We start from the raw sequence: 18,815 nt of genomic DNA, 5'->3' as shown, positions 1-18,815 counted from the left end.
TCCTTTCGGGAGGTGATGTGAACCACTTTTCCATTTATAGACTTGGGGAAATAAGTTCACTTTAAAAAATTAAACAACAGAGAGAAGGGGAATTAGTATGGCTGGAGAGAACAAAATTTTAGCAGAAAAGATTCTTGAACAATTAGGTGGCCCAGCGAATATTGGCAATTATACTCATTGTATGACAAGACTTCGTGTCACACCGAAGGATGACTCGCTTGTCGACAAAGCGGCGATTAAGAAAATAGAGGGAGTCATGGGAGTGGTTGAAGAAGAAACACTCCAAATTATCCTTGGCCCTGGGAAAGTAAATAGAGTGACAGAAGAGTTTGCTAGATTGATAGAAGCTGCTGGCGGGATTGATTTAAAAGAAAAGGCTGCCAGCAAAAAGGCTGAAATTAACCAAAAGAATGCCACACCCTTTAAATTGTTTTTACGAAAAATCGCCAGTATTTTCATTCCATTAATCCCAGCCCTTGTTGCATCAGGTTTGATTACAGGGATCACCAAAGCGATCGTTCAAGCGGGCTGGTTAGCAGCGGATTCTCAATTAGCGACGATCTTGTCGGTGATTGGAAGTGGATTATTTGGTTATCTTGGTATTCTAGTGGGTACCAATGCCGCAAAAGAATTCGGTGGTTCACCAGCACTTGGGGCGATTGCCGGTATTTTAATCATAAATCCAGCTGTAGCAGGAATTAAATTGTTTGATACTGCCTTACTTCCTGGGCGCGGCGGCTTAATTGGAGTTTTATTTGCAGCAATCTTTATTGCCCTGGTTGAAAAACGAGTTCGTCGTTATGTTCCACAATCACTTGACCTTTTTATCACACCAACGGTTGCTTTATTGATTACTGGTATTGTAACTTATCTTGTCTTTATGCCGCTTGGTGGTTTTGTGTCAGACGCGATTACAAAAGGATTAACTTCATTGCTTGATGTGGGTGGAGTTGTAGCTGGATTTGTTCTTGGAGCAACCTTCCTGCCGCTCGTTGTCACAGGTTTACATCAAGGATTAACCCCGATTCATCTGGAGTTAATCAATACGCTTGGAAATGACCCGCTTCTGCCAATCTTGGCGATGGGTGGGGCAGCGCAAGTCGGAGCTGCGTTTGCGATTTACTTTAAAACGAAGAAAAAACGCTTAAAAAGAGCGATTGGCGGGGGGCTTCCTGCAGGAATTCTCGGCATTGGCGAACCGCTAATTTTCGGTGTAACCTTACCATTAGGACGTCCATTCTTAACTGCCTGCTTAGGTGCAGGTGTCGGCGGTGCGTTCCAGGCCGTGTTCCATGTAGCCACAATTGCGGTAGGGGTTTCTGGTTTACCGCTAGCCTTCCTAGTCGTTTCAGGGCAAGTCCTGCTTTATCTGCTTGGTGTGTTAATTTCTTATGGTGCTGGTTTCTTGTTCACCTATTTATTCGGCTTCAATGATGATATGGCCGGTGAATTTGATTGATTGGTATTAGTTTTTATTTAAATGACCCTTTAGCAGAAGAGCGGATTAGGCTTGCTGGAAAAATGGGTGTGAGGCGGGCGTTTACGTCGCTTCACATCCCTGAAGAGTCAGGGGATTTAGCGGCCCGCGCGCAACAGCTGCTTCAAACAGCAAAAGAAGTGGGAATAGAGGTTTATGCAGATGTATCGGCACGAACACCTGCCCATTTGGGACTTGAAAGTTTATCTTCGTTAAAATCGTTAGGGGTAATCGGTTTGCGTTTGGATGACTTTTTTGCAAATGAAACGATTTTAAACCTGGCTAAGGAATTCAAATTGGCGCTTAATGCCAGCATTTTGTTTAAGGAAGATGTGCGTACGCTCCTTGAGGGAGGGTTAGAGCCGAGTCAGTTGCTTGCCTGGCATAATTTCTATCCAAGGCGCGAAACGGGCTTGGGAGAATCGTTTTTTGGAGAGCAAAATGAGCTTTTTAGACGGTATGGGATTCCGGTAAGTGCGTATATTCCAGGGGATGGTGAAAAGCGAGGCCCTTTATATGAAGGGCTGCCAACCTTGGAAGCGCATCGTGAAGTCGATCCGTATAGGGCTGCGCTGGAGCTGTTTCAGGCTGGTGTGGAGGATGTCTATATCGGCGACCCGGAGGTAAGCGAGGACCTTCTTCAAAGGTTAAACGATTTTGACTGTCATCATCGTGTTTCGGTCCGCATAGAAGGTTTTGAAACTGGGGAGTTCCTGCTACGGCCTGATTTTTCACGTGACGTACTTCGGCTTATGGATACGAGAAGCTCTGGTTCGGTGGTCGCTGAGAATACGGTAGCACGGCCGATAGGGTCGATTACTAGAGATAATGACCACTATGGACGATATCGCGGAGAGGTACAAATCACGCTTCATGACCTTCCAGCCGATGAGAGAGTCAATGTGGTCGGCAGGGTAATAGAAGCGGATGTGCCGCTGCTTTCCTTGCTGCGGCCGGGTCAAATCGTTAAACTGGTGCGGGTTTGATTTTATAGAGTGTCTTAAAAATTATATTCAAAAAGAATGGCTCTAAGTTTTCTCGTAGCCATTCTTTTTTGTTGTTTTAGTAGATTTCGGATGGCAAGCTGTCCGAATAGTGCTCACATTCGGTAAGGGGAAGGCGATTTCGGGAGGAAGCTGTCCGAATAGGGCCCACCTTCGGACAAGTCAAGGTGATTTCGGAAGGAAGCTGTCCGAATAGGGCCCACCTTCGGACAAGGCAAGGAGATTTCGTGAGGAAGCTGTCTGAATAGGACTCGCATTCGGACAGGGCAAGGAGATTTCGTGAGGAAGCTGTCTGAATAGGACTCGCATTCGGACAGGGCAAGGAGATTTCGGGAGGAAGCTGTCTGAATAGTGCCCACCTTCGGACAGGGCAATGAGATTTCGTGAGGAAGCTGTCCGAATGGGGCCCACCTTCGGACAGGTCAAGGTGATTTCGGGAGGAAGCTGTCTGAATAAGGTCCACCTTCGGACAGGGCAATGAGATTTCGGGAGGAAGCTGTCTGAATAGGATTCGCATTCGGACAGGGCAATGAGATTTCGGGAGGAAGCTGTCCGAATAGGGCCCACCTTCGGACAGGGCAATGAGATTTCGGGAGGAAGCTGTCCGAATGGGGCCCACCTTCGGACAAGTCAAGGCGATTTCGTGAGGAAGCTGTCCGAATAGTGCCTACCTTCGGACAGGTCAAGGAGATTTCGGGAGGAAGCTGTCTGAATAGGACTCGCATTCGGACAAGTCAAGGTGATTTCAGGAGGAAGCTGTCCGAATGGGGCCCACCTTCGGACAAGTCAAGGTGATTTCGGGAGGAAGCTGTCTGAATAGGAATCGCATTCGGACAAGTCAAGGTGATTTCAGGAGGAAGCTGTCCGAATCCCACCCGCATTCGGACAATCCTAAGTAATCTCCCACCTCTCTTGTCCGAATAGTTCTCCACCACCACCATGTCCTATTAATCAACCCAACAAAAAAAGACTAGGAATCTCCTCCTAATCCTTCTTAACCCTCTATTTATTTTTCCATAAGCCATTTTGTAACAATCTCTGATTTTTCTTCATCTAATAGATTACCAGGCATTTTTTTTGTGCCTTCGTTCACTATTTTCAGTACTTCAGCTTCTGAATACTTACTTTTCATATTTACGATAGTCGGACCCACAGCCCCTTGTAAATTCTCCCCGTGACAAGCTGCACAACTTTCCTTATAGAGCGATTCTCCATCCATGGCGGTACTAGATTTGCCTGATGAACAGCCGGTTAATAATAAGAGTATTAGTGCAAAAATAGCCCAAAGTCGATTCACGATGTTTCCTCCAAACACATAATAATGTCCTTATCTACATCTTAATGGAATCTCGGTGTGAAAAATCGCTTCAATTATGAACAAAAATGTAAACTTTATCGACCACAGCCTTTTTGCTTGTTAAACCGGGCGATTCCGCTTTTATTATAGTCCTGATCCACCGCCTAGGGTCACGGGTCATAAACCCATTCGTCCTGAGGGGAGAGTCCATGAGGACAGAATTCCTAAAAAAAATGCAAAACTTGTCCACATGGAGTGTTCATAAGGTCAGAAATTTAAAAAAATGCAAAAGTTATCCACATGGAGAGTTCGTGAGGACAGAAATCCAAAACAAAATGCAAAACTTGTCCACATGGAATGTTCATAAGGTCAGAAATTTAAAAAAAATGCAAAAGTTATCCACATGGACTGTTCGTGAGGACAGAAATCCAAAACAAAATGCAAAACTTGTCCACATGAAATTAACAGATACTCAATTAAAAGGAAAAATTTTTTCCGGTGTCGAAATAATTAGAAGGTAATTTATTGATACTGGGGGTATCGAGGATGGCAGGAAGCAAAGGAATCGCAGCAGAGGATTTATATCGATTAAAGTCAGTGGTGAATCCACAGTTTTCACCAGATGGACAGTCATTTGTTTATGTACAGACCACGATTGATAAAGAGAAAGACGAATATCAATCGCAAATCTTTTTTCAAACACTTGAAAAGGGGGCCGAGTCAGTCCAATGGACATTTGGAAAAGGCAAGAATCATACACCGCGCTGGTCACCTGATGGGTCTGAGCTCGCTTTTGTCTCGAATCGGTGCGGCAAGAATCAAATTTATGTATTAAGTGTAAAAGGCGGCGAGGCGAGGCAAGTAACCTTTCTGCCAAGTGGAGCGAGCAATCCTGTCTGGTCTCCGGATGGATTGACGCTGGCGTTTAGTACTTCCTTAAAATCTACTAAAACTGTTTTCGATCCCGAGGAGAAGAAACAAGAGAGACCCGTCCCTCTGGAAGTGACGAAAATGAGATATAAATCGGATGGTGAAGGATTTTGGCAGGGGCATTTTAAACAAGTGGCCGTTGTGAATGCTCAAACCGGAGAAGTAACGCAGCTAACCACGGGTGATTATGATGTGAGTTTATATTGCTGGTCACCGGATGGGAAGTTTCTTGCGGTAGGTGCAGATGTAACAGAAGAGGCGGATTTATCGTTTAAGAATGATGTTTATCTTTTAAATATCGATAGTAAAGAATTATCCCCTGTAACTAATGGAACAGGCTATTTTGGAAACGTGTCTTGGTCGCCAGACGGAAAATACCTTGGGATGCTAGGGCATGAGCGAGAATATCAAAATGCTACTCTCTCAAAAATTTGGCTTTATCAGATTGATACAGGTGGGTTCTCCTGTTTATCCCCTGAATGGGATGTTCCTGTCGGTGATTACATGGTAGTTGACTTCCAGCAAGGAGCATCCTCACCGGGGTTAATTTGGGCAGGGAACAGCCAAGGTTTTTATTTTATCGCCTCAGAGCAAGGAAGTACGAATATTTACTTTGGCGATCTGAAAAACGGAGTGAAGCCAGTTCTTGTCGGTGAGCAGCACGTCTATGGATTGTCCGTTGATTCAAATTCAGGACAATCGATTGCAGCGATCAGTACCACGACAGAGATTGGGGATTTGTACTTGTTATCTCTAAACGGCGAAGGACCGCTTGAGAGACTAACCGAGGTGAACGATATCCAGGACGTGGTTCTCTCTAAGCCGGAACCGATTGAATATGAAGGAGCAAATGGCAGGAAGATTCATGGCTGGCTCATGAAGCCAGTAGGTTTTGAAGCGGGCCAAAAATACCCGTTACTCCTTGAGATTCACGGCGGTCCACATGCGATGTATGGGAATACATATATGAATGAATTTCAAATTTTAGCGGCGGAAGGTTACGTGGTTTTATACGTGAATCCACGCGGCAGTCACGGTTATGGCCAGGATTTTGTTAATGCGGTTCGCGGCGATTACGGCGGGGGCGACTATCTGGATTTGATGCTTGCTGTTGATTTTGTGTTAACACAGTTTGATTTTATTGATGAAACCCGTCTGGGGGTTACAGGCGGCAGTTACGGTGGTTTCATGACGAACTGGATTGTCGGTCATACTAACCGCTTTAAAGCTGCGGTAACCCAGCGTTCCATTTCGAATTGGATTAGTTTTTATGGAGTCAGTGATATTGGCTATTATTTTACGGAATGGCAAATCGATGGTGACTTCCGCGATGTTCCGATGCTGTGGAAACATTCACCCCTTGCGTATGTGGAAAACGTGGAGACGCCATTATTAATCCTTCATAGTGAAAAAGATTACCGCTGTCCGATTGAGCAGGCGGAACAATTGTTTATTTCATTAAAGAGATTGGGAAAGAAAACCAAGCTTGTCCGTTTCCCTGAAGAAAATCACGAGCTATCGAGAAGCGGAAGACCAAGTTTGCGCAAAAGCCGGTTAGATTACATTGTGGAGTGGTTCCGAGCGGAAATCTAATATAAGGGTCGACCCCGTCTGCTAAAAGTTATGCACAGGAACACATTTCATTGCTCCTGTGGGGTTGGGGGAATTTGAAATAAGTGGGAATGGTCAATTGATTGTATCCCATAAATAATAAATGTTTGATGCTATACAAATAAGCCACTTGAGTAAGAGCTCAGGTGGCTTATTTGTATTTTTAAAACATGCACAAATTAAGAGAATGGATAAGTTTTAGATTATATGGAAAAAGCTTATCTCTTTCCCTAGAGGTAATATCCCTATCAATAAACAGCCAATCACATCCTAGGAACGAAAGTGGGCAGGCAGGGTTATATTTGATACGGTATTACCTTCAACCAATTGGAAATTTATCATATTTTGTATAGGTGCATTTTCTCCATCAATTTGTTTGAGGAGTAATTCTACTGCTTTTGTTCCAATTAAATCTTCATCTTGTTGAATATGCGTGAAATTTAAATCATTATACAGCGCTCCGGGATGATCGAAGCAAGCTATCGAATAATCATTTGGAATGGATTTTCCAAGTGATTTAAGTACTTGTGCGAGTACACATGCTATTTCATACTCACAAGCAATGAATGCTGTTATATCTGAATTTTCCTCGATGAATTTCCGTAATTTTATTTGATCTTCCAAAAACTCATCTGATTGATTAAACATCGGCGATGTACTGAACATATCGGTTAATAAATAATTTGGACTAACCCCAATTCCCTTTTGCGAATAAGCGGTCATAAATCCTTGAATTCTCTCTTCGATTGATGAGGTAAATTCCTCTGGTGGGGAAACGAACGCAATATGCTTATGTCCCTGAGAAAACAGATATTGAGTTAGGCTTTGAGCGGCTGTCTTATTGTCCGTATAAACGGCACAAGCTGGTATTCCTTTTAAATGCCTGTCTATTAAGACGAGGGGAAATCCCTCAAGTACCAATCGCAATAAGCTTGCGGTGTAATGCTGCCCGTTGACTGGATAAATAATGATCCCTTTCACCTGGTGCTGAATCATTGTGTTTATGGCTTCTTCCTCTTCTTCTTGGCTCCCATATGTCAACTTAACCAACAAGTTCAAACTCAATTCTGAGCAGCGTTTCTCAATATTTCTCAGCATTTTCCTGCCAAAAAAATCCGAAAAGAATTCTGGGATGATCACGCCTATTAACCCATTCACTGCTTGACTTTGCCGGAAACTTTGCTCGTCATCGTTCTTTGGAACAAGTGCTCCAAAATCAGGAAGTGTGTCCGATACAAAGGAACCTTTACCTCGAATGCGTTCTATTGCTCCGATTTGCACTAATTTATCAAGCGCTTTTTTTGAAGTAATTCTACTGACTTGATATTGGTCTGCCAATTCTTTCTCGGTGGGAACCTGATCCCTTAGTTGTAATTGACCAGTCTCAATCTGTTTTAATAAATTAAGATAAATTTTTTCATATAATGGGGTTTCCATCTTTATATCCTCATCCTTACTAATCGTCGTAATGATATATTAAATATATTATATATTACAACTATTAACAATACATTTTTTTACGTTGTATGAATCCTATCTATATCATAATAGAAAATAATTGATATATTTTAAGATCAATTAGGTTAAAGGTCCAAAAGATAATAAAAAAAATCGGGAGGATATTACCAGGACATAGTACTTTTATATCATTTATTGATTGAATATAATAAATATTCAATCAATAAATTGACATATAGCAAATATATCAATTATGCTATCAACATATCAAATTGGATAATTAAAGGGGGAAGGAAATAAAAGTAATCCAAGCAGTGGTATCATCCTTTTTTAAAAATTCAATTTGTAATCGTTTTCTTTTTTTAAAAAAATAAATTGGAGAATGGGTGGGAGGTTTATGAAAATGAAAAAGTATAAGAGAATTGCCGCTGTTTCCCTTATTGCCGGCAGCGTTTTGTTGAGTGCAGCATGTTCGAATCAAAGCGCTTCGACAAATGGCAGTAATAAAGAGGTCATTAAAATTACATATCGATCTGGTGGAGGATCAAACAAAGGGTTTACAGATTGGCTCAATAAAGAAATTATACCTCAATTTGAAAAGGACAACCCAAAAGTAGATGTTCAACTGTCACCACTAAATGTTTCAGAAGGGGATTATTTTGCAAAAATTGCCTTAATGCTGAAATCCAAAAATACAGCACCTGACATCGTAACAGAGGATACCTTTATGGTGAATTCAGATGCGAGTGCTGGTTATTTGACACCGCTTGATGATAAGGTCAAGGACTGGAGTGATTGGAGCAATTATACCGAAAATGTCAAGAAGGGTGTTATGGCTCAGGACGGAAAGATTTATGGGGTGCCTTATAACACTGACTCTCGGGGGCTTTGGTACAACAAGGATCTATTCACGAAAGCGGGACTTCCTGTTCCTTGGGAGCCTAAGTCATGGGATGAAATCCTACAAGCCGCAAGAACCATAAAAGAAAAGCTGCCTGATGTGACACCGTTTTGGATGAACTCCGGCAAAGCAACAGGGGAAGGAACATCGATGCAAACATTTGAAATGTTGCTTTATGGTACGAAAACTCCACTTTATGATACCGATTCGAAAAAATGGATTGTGAAAAGCCAAGGACTTACGGATACCTTCAAATTTATAGATACGATTTATAAGGAAAAGCTTGGTCCAAATCTTTCTCAAGTATTAAATGGACAGGCCGGTGCCGTGGCCTATCAGCAATTAATGCCTAAAGGAAAGCTTGCCATCGGACTCGACGGAATCTGGCAGACTGGTAACTGGGGTGAGTCGGGTTCCGCACCTTGGCCTGAAGCTTTTAAGACGTTAGGATTTGCACCGATGCCGACCCAAAAAGGTGAAGCTCCTGGAACCATTACGATGTCAGGTGGATGGGCGCTCTCTATTCCAAACAATTCACACCATAAAGATAAAGCGTGGGAATTTATTAAATTTGCTTCAAGTAAAGAACACACTCTTTCACTCCTCACGAAAGAAAGAAATTTGACAACGCGTGATGATGTTGCACAAGAGAAGTCGTATCAGGAAATTCCGATGTTTAAGGAAGCAACTGAATTTTTGAAATTTGCTCAATTCCGTCCTGCAGTTGATAAATATCCAACTGTATCAACACAAATTCAATCACTTGTCGAGGACGTTGTAACAGAGAAAATAACTCCAGAGCAGGCTGCAAAGGAATATCAGAAAAATGTTACAAAAATTGTCGGTCAAGACAATGTGATTGAAAAATAGTAAACCTCCAGAAGAAAAAGGTTACCTTTTTGTAGTTTATAAAAGGTAACCTTATTTTAAAAATAACAGGACGGGGTGTGAAATGAATACAAATACGGTTGTATCACCAACAGTCACCATAAAAGAGAATACGAGAAAGGATCATACTCTTGTAAAATCGATTCTCTTCTTATTGCCAGCATGGATCCTATTGCTTGTCTTTTTTGTCGGACCTATATTACTAACTTTTTATTTTGCTTTTACGAATCTTGCGTTAACAGGAACTGAGGCTAAGAATGTTCAGTTTATAGGATTTCAAAACTTTTTATCCATGTTTGAAGACCCCGACTTCCGAATCAGTGTTGTAAAAACCATCGTGTTCTTGCTTTTTTCTGCCGTTATTGGCCAGCAGGTTTTAGGGTTCATTTTGGCTGTCCTCATGAAGGAGAAAAACAAAACGTTTCGCCGGATCATCGGCATCATTGTTCTTGCCGGCTGGGTAACCCCTGAAATCGTGGTAGCCTTTTGTTGGGTAGCATTCTTAAGTGATAACGGAACCTTAAATTTGATTTTACAGCATATAGGCTTAAAGCCGGTCACGTGGTTATACACTTTTCCGATGGTTAGCGTAGTCGTTGCGAATATTTGGCACGGAACCGCCTTTTCGATGCTCGTTTTCCAAGCAGCCTTGGATGATGTTCCGAAAAGTGTGGAAGAGGCAGCTATGATGGATGGAGCTTCTCGTTTTCAAGTCATGTTCCGCATTGTACTGCCAATGGTTAAAGGATCAATCGTTACCAATATGGTTCTGGTAACCCTGCAAACATTAGGTGTTTTTACCTTAATTTTTTCTATGACAGGCGGAGGGCCTGGAACATCAACACAAACTCTTCCTATTTTTATGTACAACCAGGCATTTGTCAATTACCAACTTGGCTATGGAACGGCGATTTCACTAATCCTGCTCGTCATCGGTATCGGTGCAAGCTTGATTTATATCCGTTCCATGAAGGTCAATCTTTAAGGGAGGAGTTACTGTGAACCGTTATAAAACTGAAAAACTGGTTCCATACATTATTTTAACAGTTCTTGGAATCATGTTTCTATTACCGCTTTTGTGGGTTTTATTTGCATCCTTCGATCCAAATGCCCAGCAAGCTTTGAAAATGCCCAGCTCCTTTACGGTAAACAACTTTACTTCAATCTTGACGGATCCTGCCAATCTTCGTTCCTTTGGAATCGGGCTGTTTATTTCTTTAGGGCAGGCAGTGCTGGTTGTAGTTGTTGCCGTTATGGCAGCATATCCACTTTCACGTTATGCCTTGAAATTTAAAAAGCCCTTTATGTATACCATTTTGTTTATGACCGCTTTGCCGATTACTGCGGTAATGGTGCCTGTCTATCAACTCTTTATTTATATTAATATGCAGGATTCTCTCATCGGGACCATTTTGTTTTTGACTGCATCCGGGCTGCCATATGCGATTTGGATGATGAAAAATTTTATGGATTCTGTTCCATTGGAATTGGAAGAGTCTGCGTGGATCGATGGTGCATCCGTCTGGGCAGGATTAAGGAAAGTGGTTGCCCCATTAATGATTCCTGGCATTTGCACGGTCGCCATCTTTACCTTTTCCGGAAGTTGGGGGAACTTTTTCGTGCCGTACATCTTAATCCAAACCCCGGATAAATTTCCTGCTTCCGTGACGATTTTTCAATTTTTTGGTAATTTTGGAATGATCGAATACGGAAAGCTTGCCGCTTTCTCACTGATTTATACGATGCCTTCAGTCATTTTGTATATGTTTTCACAGCGATTTATGTCCCAAGGCTTCAGCCTAGGTGGAGCCTCCAAAGGATAATCATTATTTAGAGGAGCGTTTGATATGTTTTGGACTATTGAAAAGTTGGAAAGACGGATAGAGGAACTAGATTCATATCGTTATAGAAATATTCAGCCAGTGGCATCATTACAAGCTCAAGATGATGAAGAAGGCAAGGTTTCGCAAAGGCCTCCCGAAGACGGGTCATGGAGAACAATGAATGTACGGGAAAGGTGGGAAGGACGCGATAAGTACATTTGGCTTAAAACACTCATCCCAATTCCTGAAAATTGGGAACAACAAAAAATTGTCGGTGTATTTGATTTTGGAAAAACAGGCGGCGGTCATAATTCGGGGTTTGAGTCACTGCTGTATGTAAACGGGGAGCCCTATCAGGGCGTAGACATGAACCATCAAGAGGTATTTTTAGATAGAAGTCTGGCAGGGACGACCATTGAAATGTGCTTCCGGCTGTGGTCAGGGCTCGAAGGCGGAGGTAAGCCAACTCTGCAGGAACACCAGTTGAAAACGGCCTTTATCGCCTGTCTGGATGAAAAGGTAGATGATCTGTATTACACAGCTAGGGCTGCACTAGCGACAATCGAGTATCTACAGGAAAATCAGCCTGAAAGGCAAACACTATTAAAAGCCTTAGACAGGGCTTTCCTGAAGATCGATTGGTCTGTTCCTGGTTCAGAAGGTTTCTATGATTCCCTTTATCAAGCACAAACGATGTTAAATGAAGAAATAGAGCGAATTCCGAAAAATTATCCTGTTACCGTAACGGCCATCGGACACACTCACATCGATGTGGCCTGGTTATGGAGGCTGAAACATACTAGGGAAAAAGCAGCGCGCTCTTTTTCTACCGTTCTTCGTTTAATGGAGCAATACCCAGATTACGTTTTTTTACAAACACAGCCTCAATTATATGATTATATTAAAAAAGATTACCCGGAGATTTTTAAACAAATTGATAGAAGAGTTCAAGAAGGCCGCTGGGAAACAGAAGGTGGAATGTGGCTGGAAGCAGACTGCAATCTGACATCGGGTGAATCACTTGTCCGTCAATTGTTACTCGGTACTAAATTCTACCGCGAAAACTTTGGGAAGGAATGCGAATATTTGTGGCTTCCAGATGTTTTTGGATATAGCTGGGCACTTCCGCAAATTTTAGTGAAATCCGGCATTAAAACCTTTATGACTACAAAAATTAGCTGGAGCCAGTTTAATAGAATGCCGCATGATACCTTTAAATGGAGAGGGATCGATGGAACAGAGATTTTAACTCATTTTATCACTACCCCTGAGGATGACAGCTGGTTCTATACATACAACGGACAGATTACTCCCCGTTCGGTAAAAGGGGTTTGGGAAGCGTATCGCGATAAAGCTGTGAACCAGGAGCTGCTCATTTCCTATGGTTATGGAGATGGCGGCGGTGGCGTAAATCGTGAAATGTTAGAGATGAGAAGAAAATTAGATAAGATGCCGGGTTTACCAGCTGTTAAGACAGGCAGAGCGGATGAATTTTTTAAACGCTTGCATGAGACTGTAGACAATACCGATCAATATGTTCACACGTGGGATGGAGAACTCTATCTGGAGTATCACCGCGGGACCTATACATCTCAGGCGTATAATAAACGGATGAACCGTAAAATGGAGCTGCTTCTCCGTGAAACAGAATGGCTGAATACATTAAATAGTGTACTTTCAGGTTCATGGTCAGTTTATCCTGTACAAAATTTGGATGAAAGTTGGAAGATCGTGCTGCGCAATCAATTCCACGACATCATTCCGGGATCATCCATTCGCGAGGTTTATGAAGACAGCAAACTGGAATATGCTGAAGCGTATGAGCTTGCGGCTAATGCCTGGAAGGAGGCTTCACAGTCTTTAGCCGTAAATCATGGCCAGCAATTGTATACGATTTATAATTCCTCTTCGTGGAAACGAAATGATACCGTTAAAATCAACACGAACACGACTGGAGAATTAGTGTGGAAGAAAGAGACAGGAGAGGTATTGGAAGCCCAGCAAACGGCTGATGGAGAATGGCTAGTCAAGGTTGATGAAGTTCCTTCCCTCGGAAAAAGCTCCGTTTATTATGAACAGGGAATGAATGAAACAGCTTCACCTTTCAGTGTTTCTGGAAATAGTGTTTCTTCCAACTATTATGAGATTTCATGGAATGATAAAGGTCAGCTGACGAGACTATATGACAGGAAAAATAAAAGGGAAGTTTTAGCTCCAAATGCACGTGGGAATGTATTCCAGGTGTTTGAGGATAAACCGATGCAATATGATGCATGGGATATCGATCTTTATTATCAAGAAAAGATGAAAGAGATCTCGACTTTAAAGGGAACGAAAGTCATTGAAAATGGTCCAATTCAATGTGTAGTTGAGTTTACATGGGCCTATTCAAACTCGGTCATCAATCAGAAAATGACCTTGTATGCGAACAATCCGCGTATCGATTTTGAAACAAAGATTGATTGGCATGATCAAAACCAACTGTTGAAGGTAGCATTCCCTGTAGAAATTCGGGCAACAGAGGCGACATACGATATTCAGTATGGAAATGTAAAACGTCCAACTCATTGGAATACAAGCTGGGATTACGCTCGGTTTGAAACAGTTGGTCATCAGTGGGCGGATCTCTCTGAAAGAGATTATGGTGTGAGCTTATTGAACGATTGCAAATACGGACATGACATTAAGGATAATGTCATGCGCCTTACCCTATTAAAATCGGCTACTTATCCGGATATAGAAGCAGACCAAGGTGAACATTTGTTTACGTATTCCTTGCTTCCCCATACTGGAAGCTGGTATGAAGGAAATACTGTACGGCATGCCTGGGAGCTCAATAATCCATTAACCTACGCAGAAGGCCAAACAGAAAGCGTTTCGCTTTTCAACGTGACTGCTCCGAATGTGATGGTCGACGCTGTTAAAAAAGCAGAAAATGGTGACCATCTCATTATCCGGTTGCATGAGTTTGCTGGTGCAAGAGGAACTGTCGAAGTAACAAGTGATTTCCATATTGATTCCTGGCAGGAATGCGATTTAATGGAAAGGAGCATTTCCGAAGTCCGAGGAAATGAGGCCTTTACGTTTGACATTAAACCATACGAACTTAAGACATTTATCGTTAAGTTAAAATAGGATAGAGGTAAAAAGGGGAGAATTCTCCCCTTTTTGCATGCTGGTTCGTGGTTTTAAATTGGGCCCAAAAGCTAGCAGAAGAAAAGGGAGCTAGCGCCATTGAAATTGCCCTCGCTTATGTGCTGAACCAGCATTATCCAACGGCTGCGATTATTAGTCCTGAAAAAGTAGAGGAGTTATTGTCTTCGCTCAAGGGGTCGGAAATATTGTTAACTTCTGAAGAAATGGACCTGCTCAACTTATGTGAATCGAAAATAGGAGGAGCGAAATAAGATGAGACATAAAGCTTAGAACTTAGCCTAACGAATCTCATAAAAATGTCGGAAATAGTAAACGCATAGAGTCTTACATAAGGTGGCGAATAGTAACATGAAAGAGATTGAAGTGGTTCATGTCATCTTTAAAACACATCTGGATATCGGCTTTACCGATTTAGCAGAGAATGTGACTGAACAATATATTAAGTCATACATACCCAAGGCCATTGAACTAGCAGACAGCCTTGAGAAAGAAGATTCTTCAATAGGTTTTGTATGGACGACAGGCTCGTGGCTTATTCAGGAGTATTTGAGACAAGCAAATAATGAAGAGAAACGAAAAATGGAAGCTGCGATTCAAAAAGGATTTATCACATGGCATGGACTTCCATTTACAACACATACGGAATTAATGGATGCTGAGCTATTTCAATATGGTCTATCGATTGCAAAACGATTAGATTCTCAATATGGAAAACAGACTTCCACTGCAAAAATGACGGACGTACCTGGTCATACAAAAGCAGTGATTCCCTATTTGGCAAGTAATGGAATTAAATATTTGCATATAGGAGTGAACCCAGCCTCAAAAGTTCCTTCCGTTCCATCGATATTTGTATGGAAGGGGCAAGATGGTTCTGAAATTATCGTTAACTATGCGGACAATTATGGTGATGTTCTTAAACTAGATGACCTACATGAGGTAATGGTGTTTGCGCATACCGGAGATAATTGCGGGCCACCGTCAATTGATGATATTAAAGCAGAGTTTGCCAGTTTACAGGAAAGATTTCCTAACGCTGCCATAAGAGCATCTACTATGGATGCATTTGCTGCAAAGATACAGGACTTTAAACACAATTTTCCTGTAGTCCATGAAGAAATTGGTGATTCCTGGATACATGGAGTGGCTACAGATCCTAAGAAGGTAGCTCAATACCGGGAATTACTTAGACTCCGAAATAAGTGGGTTTCTGAAGGTAAGTTAGAAGTAAATAGTGAAGAGTATACACAGTTTTCTGATTGGCTGCTTTTAGTTCCAGAACATACATGGGGATTAGATGAGAAAAAACACCTCAATGATTATAAAAATTATTCAAAGCAAGATTTTCAAAATGCTAGAGAAAGAAATGAGATTGCTGAAGATTCGGTTCCAGATAAATATAGTTATATAGGTTCATTTGCCATGGATGAGTTTGACCGTTTATCAGAGCAGGTTTTTTCTGAATCACGGAAAAGTGGAACCTATCAACTATTCGAAAATTCCTGGAAGGAACAGCGTGGATATATTCAAAAAGCTGTTGCTGCCTTATCTGCTAATCTCCAAAAGGAAGTTTTTGCTGCATTCGGATCATTAGAGGCACAAAAGCGGGAACCGGGTAGTGAGACATTAGAAACGAACAAGTCTTATTCTCTTGGAGGGTTTACAGTACAATTTGCAGAGGATGGCTCCATATCTAGTTTAGTTAACGGAAACGGAAAAGAGTGGACGAACAGACAAAACCGGATTGGCGTTTTTGTTTACGAGTCATTTGGAGTAGAAAATTATTATCGATGGTTCGACGAATATGTTGAGAACACTAGTCAAACCTATCAGTGGTCTGATGCGGACCAGGGAAAACCGGGGATAGAACTCGTCAATCCAAGACCGAAACATGAAATCTATCAACCTTCTATCCTTTCATTAAGCAAAATTGAAACAAAAGCAAGTGATGATGTAATCGTCCATTTAAGTATGCCGAAACATGCAGTAGAATCATTTGGATCTCCAAAAGAGGTTACGATAGAATACAAGTTTTCTAAGAACAATGAACAAATAGATATTGAGCTTAATTGGTTCGATAAGGAAGCAAACCGCCTGCCAGAAGCAATGTGGTTTTCGTTTGCCTTGCAAGTTGATAATCCAAATATATGGAGACTGGATAAGCTGGGTGAACAAATATCTCCACTAGAAGTTGTGAAAAACGGCAATCGAAACCTTCATTCTGTTGCTTCAGGTCTATATTATTATGGGGCAGAAGGAGAAGCGGTAATCGAGACAAAAGATTCTCCTCTAGTCTCACCAGGTGAAAAAAGACTACTACAGTTTGACAATACTTTTGCTTCATTAGAAGGTGGATTTCACTTTAATCTCTACAACAATATTTGGGGAACCAACTTCCCAATGTGGTATGAAGAAGATGGAAAAAGCAGATTTACATTGAAATTGAAATCACATTAGTTATAAAAGTGTAAAGGCCCAAGGTATGGGCCTTTACACTTTTTATCTGGGTAAAGAATTTTCTATAACCTTATTCCAGTCGATTCACTTTTATAAAATTTAGTCAGATATTCTAATCGTTCGAAAACAAAGTAAAAAGAGTAAATAAGCTGTGACGCTAAAAACAAAAGTCAGAACGATGGGTAGGAAATAGGTGATTGTTGCCATTATGCATACGATCATAATAATAATGAAAGTTGACGGAAAGCAGGTTAAGGATAATAGGAACGAATTCTTCCACAATGTTTGTATGGAGAGATTATAATGCACCATTATTGTGACCATATAAATTGACATAATAACAAGCAAGAAACCTATGGTAATTAAAATTGATAAAATAACCGTACGAAACATGCCATTGAAATTATCAAGAATGCTAAGATTGGCATATGCAATGCCTAAATAAAATAACCAAGCAAGCTCAAGAACCATGCTTTGCTTAAAATTTTCTTTGAATTTTTGAAAGAAGAGTCGAAAAATACTCGTTTCCTTTTTAGTCACCCATTCTCTAAAAACACCGAACATAGCAGCTGTAGAAGGGATTATAGTGAAGAGTGGTAAACATGCTACAATCCAAAGTAGATTTAAAAAAAAGAGATTTGATACACGTTCAGTAATAGTAAAAAACTTCCCGTACTGCACTTTCATAAATATCCTCACTTCCCCTAACCAATTACTTGATTTGATAATAGCGCTCCGTCACAAATTTCGCAAAATCCCCTCGAACAATAGTGGTTGAATATTCGATTGGGATCATTTCAGTTGAATACGTAAGGGACTCTGATTGGAAGGATGGGGTGTTCTCAGGAATCCCTAATAAATTACTAATTTGCAGCGTTGGGATTACAGGCTCGATCGATTCAATAGATTTTAAGAATTTCAAACTATATTTTGTTTTAAGCAATTCGAATAAAGAGCCTGAACAATCATCATGAATTAAGTCAGGTGCTACTTTCCAAGGTACATAGGATGTGGAATGCTGATAAGGTTTTTGCCCGGCAAACCGCAAACGAACAAGCTTAAAGACAGGGTCGTTCGGCTGTATGTCTAAAGAATTTGCGAGAAATAAAGTTGCAGGTATCGTTTCGATACTTAACACTTCGGAATGAGATTGAAGTCCCATACTCATCATTTGCTCTGAAAAACTTTTAATCGTTTGAGTAATCGTTTCTTGGATTTTTGGTTGTGCAACGAAGGTTCCTTTTCCTTGCAATTTGTAGATTCGTCCTTCTTGTTCAAGTTGTTGAAGAGCTAGACGAATGGTAGTCCGGCTAACTTCAAATTCCAAACAAAGAGCAGTCTCACTAGGAAGTTTCCCTCCTACTTGATATATTTCTCGATCGATCCGCTCAATAATTTTTTCTTTTATAGAATAATACAATGCAGTTCCAGTTTTGTTTTTCATATATTTTCACTCGCCCTTAAAATTCTTTTCTTTTGTAATCATGTTATAACAAGTTGACGAAAAAAGAAAGTTGAGATTTTTTTGATAAGTTCAACTGAGTGGTGAAAAACGTTTTATACAGGGGTATTAGTTGTATTTTGTTATGAATTTAGAAAATTAGTGAAATTCATATTGACGTTCCTTTGCCCATGTACTAACATAAGATGTAGTAATGACATAACAAGTTGTTCATTAACTTCACATCAAGAATTCTGCAACTTAAAATTTTTTACTTGAATTTGAAACCGTTTTCACTTAGAAGTATAAGATTTTAATATATCTCTAAATTTTGAACACACCATGAAACAATGTAAGTGAGTACAGTTGTAA

The 18,815-nt window shown here is 40.9% G+C and carries 14 protein-coding genes and 1 pseudogene; 11 read left to right on the top strand and 4 right to left on the bottom strand.

Annotated elements, in window-relative coordinates; genetic code table 11:
* The first annotated feature begins 97 nt into the window (after positions 1–97).
* Positions 98–1,459 (top strand): PTS transporter subunit EIIC, encoded by a 1,362-nt coding sequence (locus KW850_RS03350; protein ID WP_218346155.1) that lies wholly within the window; start codon positions 98–100, stop codon positions 1,457–1,459.
* Positions 1,456–2,463: a MupG family TIM beta-alpha barrel fold protein gene (locus KW850_RS03345; protein WP_218346154.1), complete on the top strand. Its 1,008-nt coding sequence runs from the start codon at positions 1,456–1,458 to the stop codon at positions 2,461–2,463. Before KW850_RS03350 ends, KW850_RS03345 begins: the two co-directional genes overlap by 4 nt.
* A 1,024-nt stretch (positions 2,464–3,487) precedes the next feature.
* On the opposite strand, the gene KW850_RS03340 is transcribed toward KW850_RS03345, so the two are convergent.
* Positions 3,488–3,778, bottom strand: coding sequence for a c-type cytochrome (locus tag KW850_RS03340; RefSeq protein ID WP_218346153.1), 291 nt, complete (start codon positions 3,776–3,778; stop codon positions 3,488–3,490).
* 209 nt (positions 3,779–3,987) lie between these two features.
* Between KW850_RS03340 and KW850_RS03335 the strand changes: the two genes are divergently transcribed.
* The 3 genes and pseudogenes from KW850_RS03335 to KW850_RS34200 form a co-directional block, all read left to right on the top strand.
* Complete coding sequence (locus tag KW850_RS03335) at positions 3,988–4,299, top strand: hypothetical protein (protein ID WP_218346152.1); 312 nt, start codon at positions 3,988–3,990, stop codon at positions 4,297–4,299.
* Positions 4,300–4,324: 25 nt separating this feature from the next.
* On the top strand, positions 4,325–6,301 hold the full coding sequence (locus KW850_RS03330) for an alpha/beta hydrolase family protein (protein ID WP_218346151.1): 1,977 nt from the start codon (positions 4,325–4,327) through the stop codon (positions 6,299–6,301).
* A gap of 40 nt (positions 6,302–6,341) precedes the next feature.
* Positions 6,342–6,419, top strand: a pseudogene (locus KW850_RS34200) (hypothetical protein); the annotation flags it as partial.
* Between the two features lie 170 nt (positions 6,420–6,589).
* On the opposite strand, the gene KW850_RS03325 reads toward KW850_RS34200, so the two are convergent.
* Entirely contained in the window at positions 6,590–7,756 is a 1,167-nt protein-coding gene (locus KW850_RS03325; RefSeq protein WP_218346150.1) for a GntR family transcriptional regulator, read from the bottom strand.
* Positions 7,757–8,180: 424 nt separating this feature from the next.
* Here KW850_RS03325 and KW850_RS03320 point away from each other — a divergent pair, with 424 nt between their 5' ends.
* The 6 genes from KW850_RS03320 (at position 8,181) to KW850_RS03295 (ending at position 17,002) form a co-directional block, all read left to right on the top strand.
* Positions 8,181–9,548 (top strand): ABC transporter substrate-binding protein, encoded by a 1,368-nt coding sequence (locus tag KW850_RS03320; protein WP_218346149.1) that lies wholly within the window; start codon positions 8,181–8,183, stop codon positions 9,546–9,548.
* 82 nt (positions 9,549–9,630) lie between these two features.
* Positions 9,631–10,551, top strand: coding sequence for a carbohydrate ABC transporter permease (locus KW850_RS03315; RefSeq protein WP_218346148.1), 921 nt, complete (start codon positions 9,631–9,633; stop codon positions 10,549–10,551).
* A gap of 73 nt (positions 10,552–10,624) precedes the next feature.
* A complete protein-coding gene (locus tag KW850_RS03310; RefSeq protein WP_218346286.1) occupies positions 10,625–11,389 on the top strand; it encodes a carbohydrate ABC transporter permease in 765 nt (254 codons plus the stop codon).
* A 24-nt stretch (positions 11,390–11,413) separates the two neighbouring features.
* Positions 11,414–14,524, top strand: a complete 3,111-nt coding sequence (locus tag KW850_RS03305; protein WP_218346147.1) for an alpha-mannosidase — start codon at positions 11,414–11,416, stop codon at positions 14,522–14,524.
* A 47-nt stretch (positions 14,525–14,571) separates the two neighbouring features.
* Positions 14,572–14,796, top strand: a complete 225-nt coding sequence (locus KW850_RS03300) for an aldo/keto reductase (RefSeq protein ID WP_218346146.1) — start codon at positions 14,572–14,574, stop codon at positions 14,794–14,796.
* Positions 14,797–14,893: 97 nt separating this feature from the next.
* Positions 14,894–17,002, top strand: coding sequence for a DUF5054 domain-containing protein (locus KW850_RS03295; protein ID WP_218346145.1), 2,109 nt, complete (start codon positions 14,894–14,896; stop codon positions 17,000–17,002).
* Positions 17,003–17,101: 99 nt separating this feature from the next.
* Here KW850_RS03295 and KW850_RS34195 read toward each other — a convergent pair whose 3' ends face one another.
* Together KW850_RS34195 and KW850_RS03285 are read right to left on the bottom strand one after the other, a co-directional pair.
* Positions 17,102–17,689, bottom strand: a complete 588-nt coding sequence (locus tag KW850_RS34195) for a YesL family protein (RefSeq protein ID WP_218346144.1) — start codon at positions 17,687–17,689, stop codon at positions 17,102–17,104.
* Positions 17,690–17,714: 25 nt separating this feature from the next.
* Entirely contained in the window at positions 17,715–18,446 is a 732-nt protein-coding gene (locus tag KW850_RS03285) for a GntR family transcriptional regulator (RefSeq protein ID WP_218346143.1), read from the bottom strand.
* Between the last annotated feature and the right edge of the window lie 369 nt (positions 18,447–18,815).

The sequence above is a fragment of the Bacillus sp. sid0103 genome (assembly GCF_019219025.1).
Note: the sequence above shows the minus strand (reverse complement) of the source record. Positions and strands in the feature narration are given on the sequence as shown.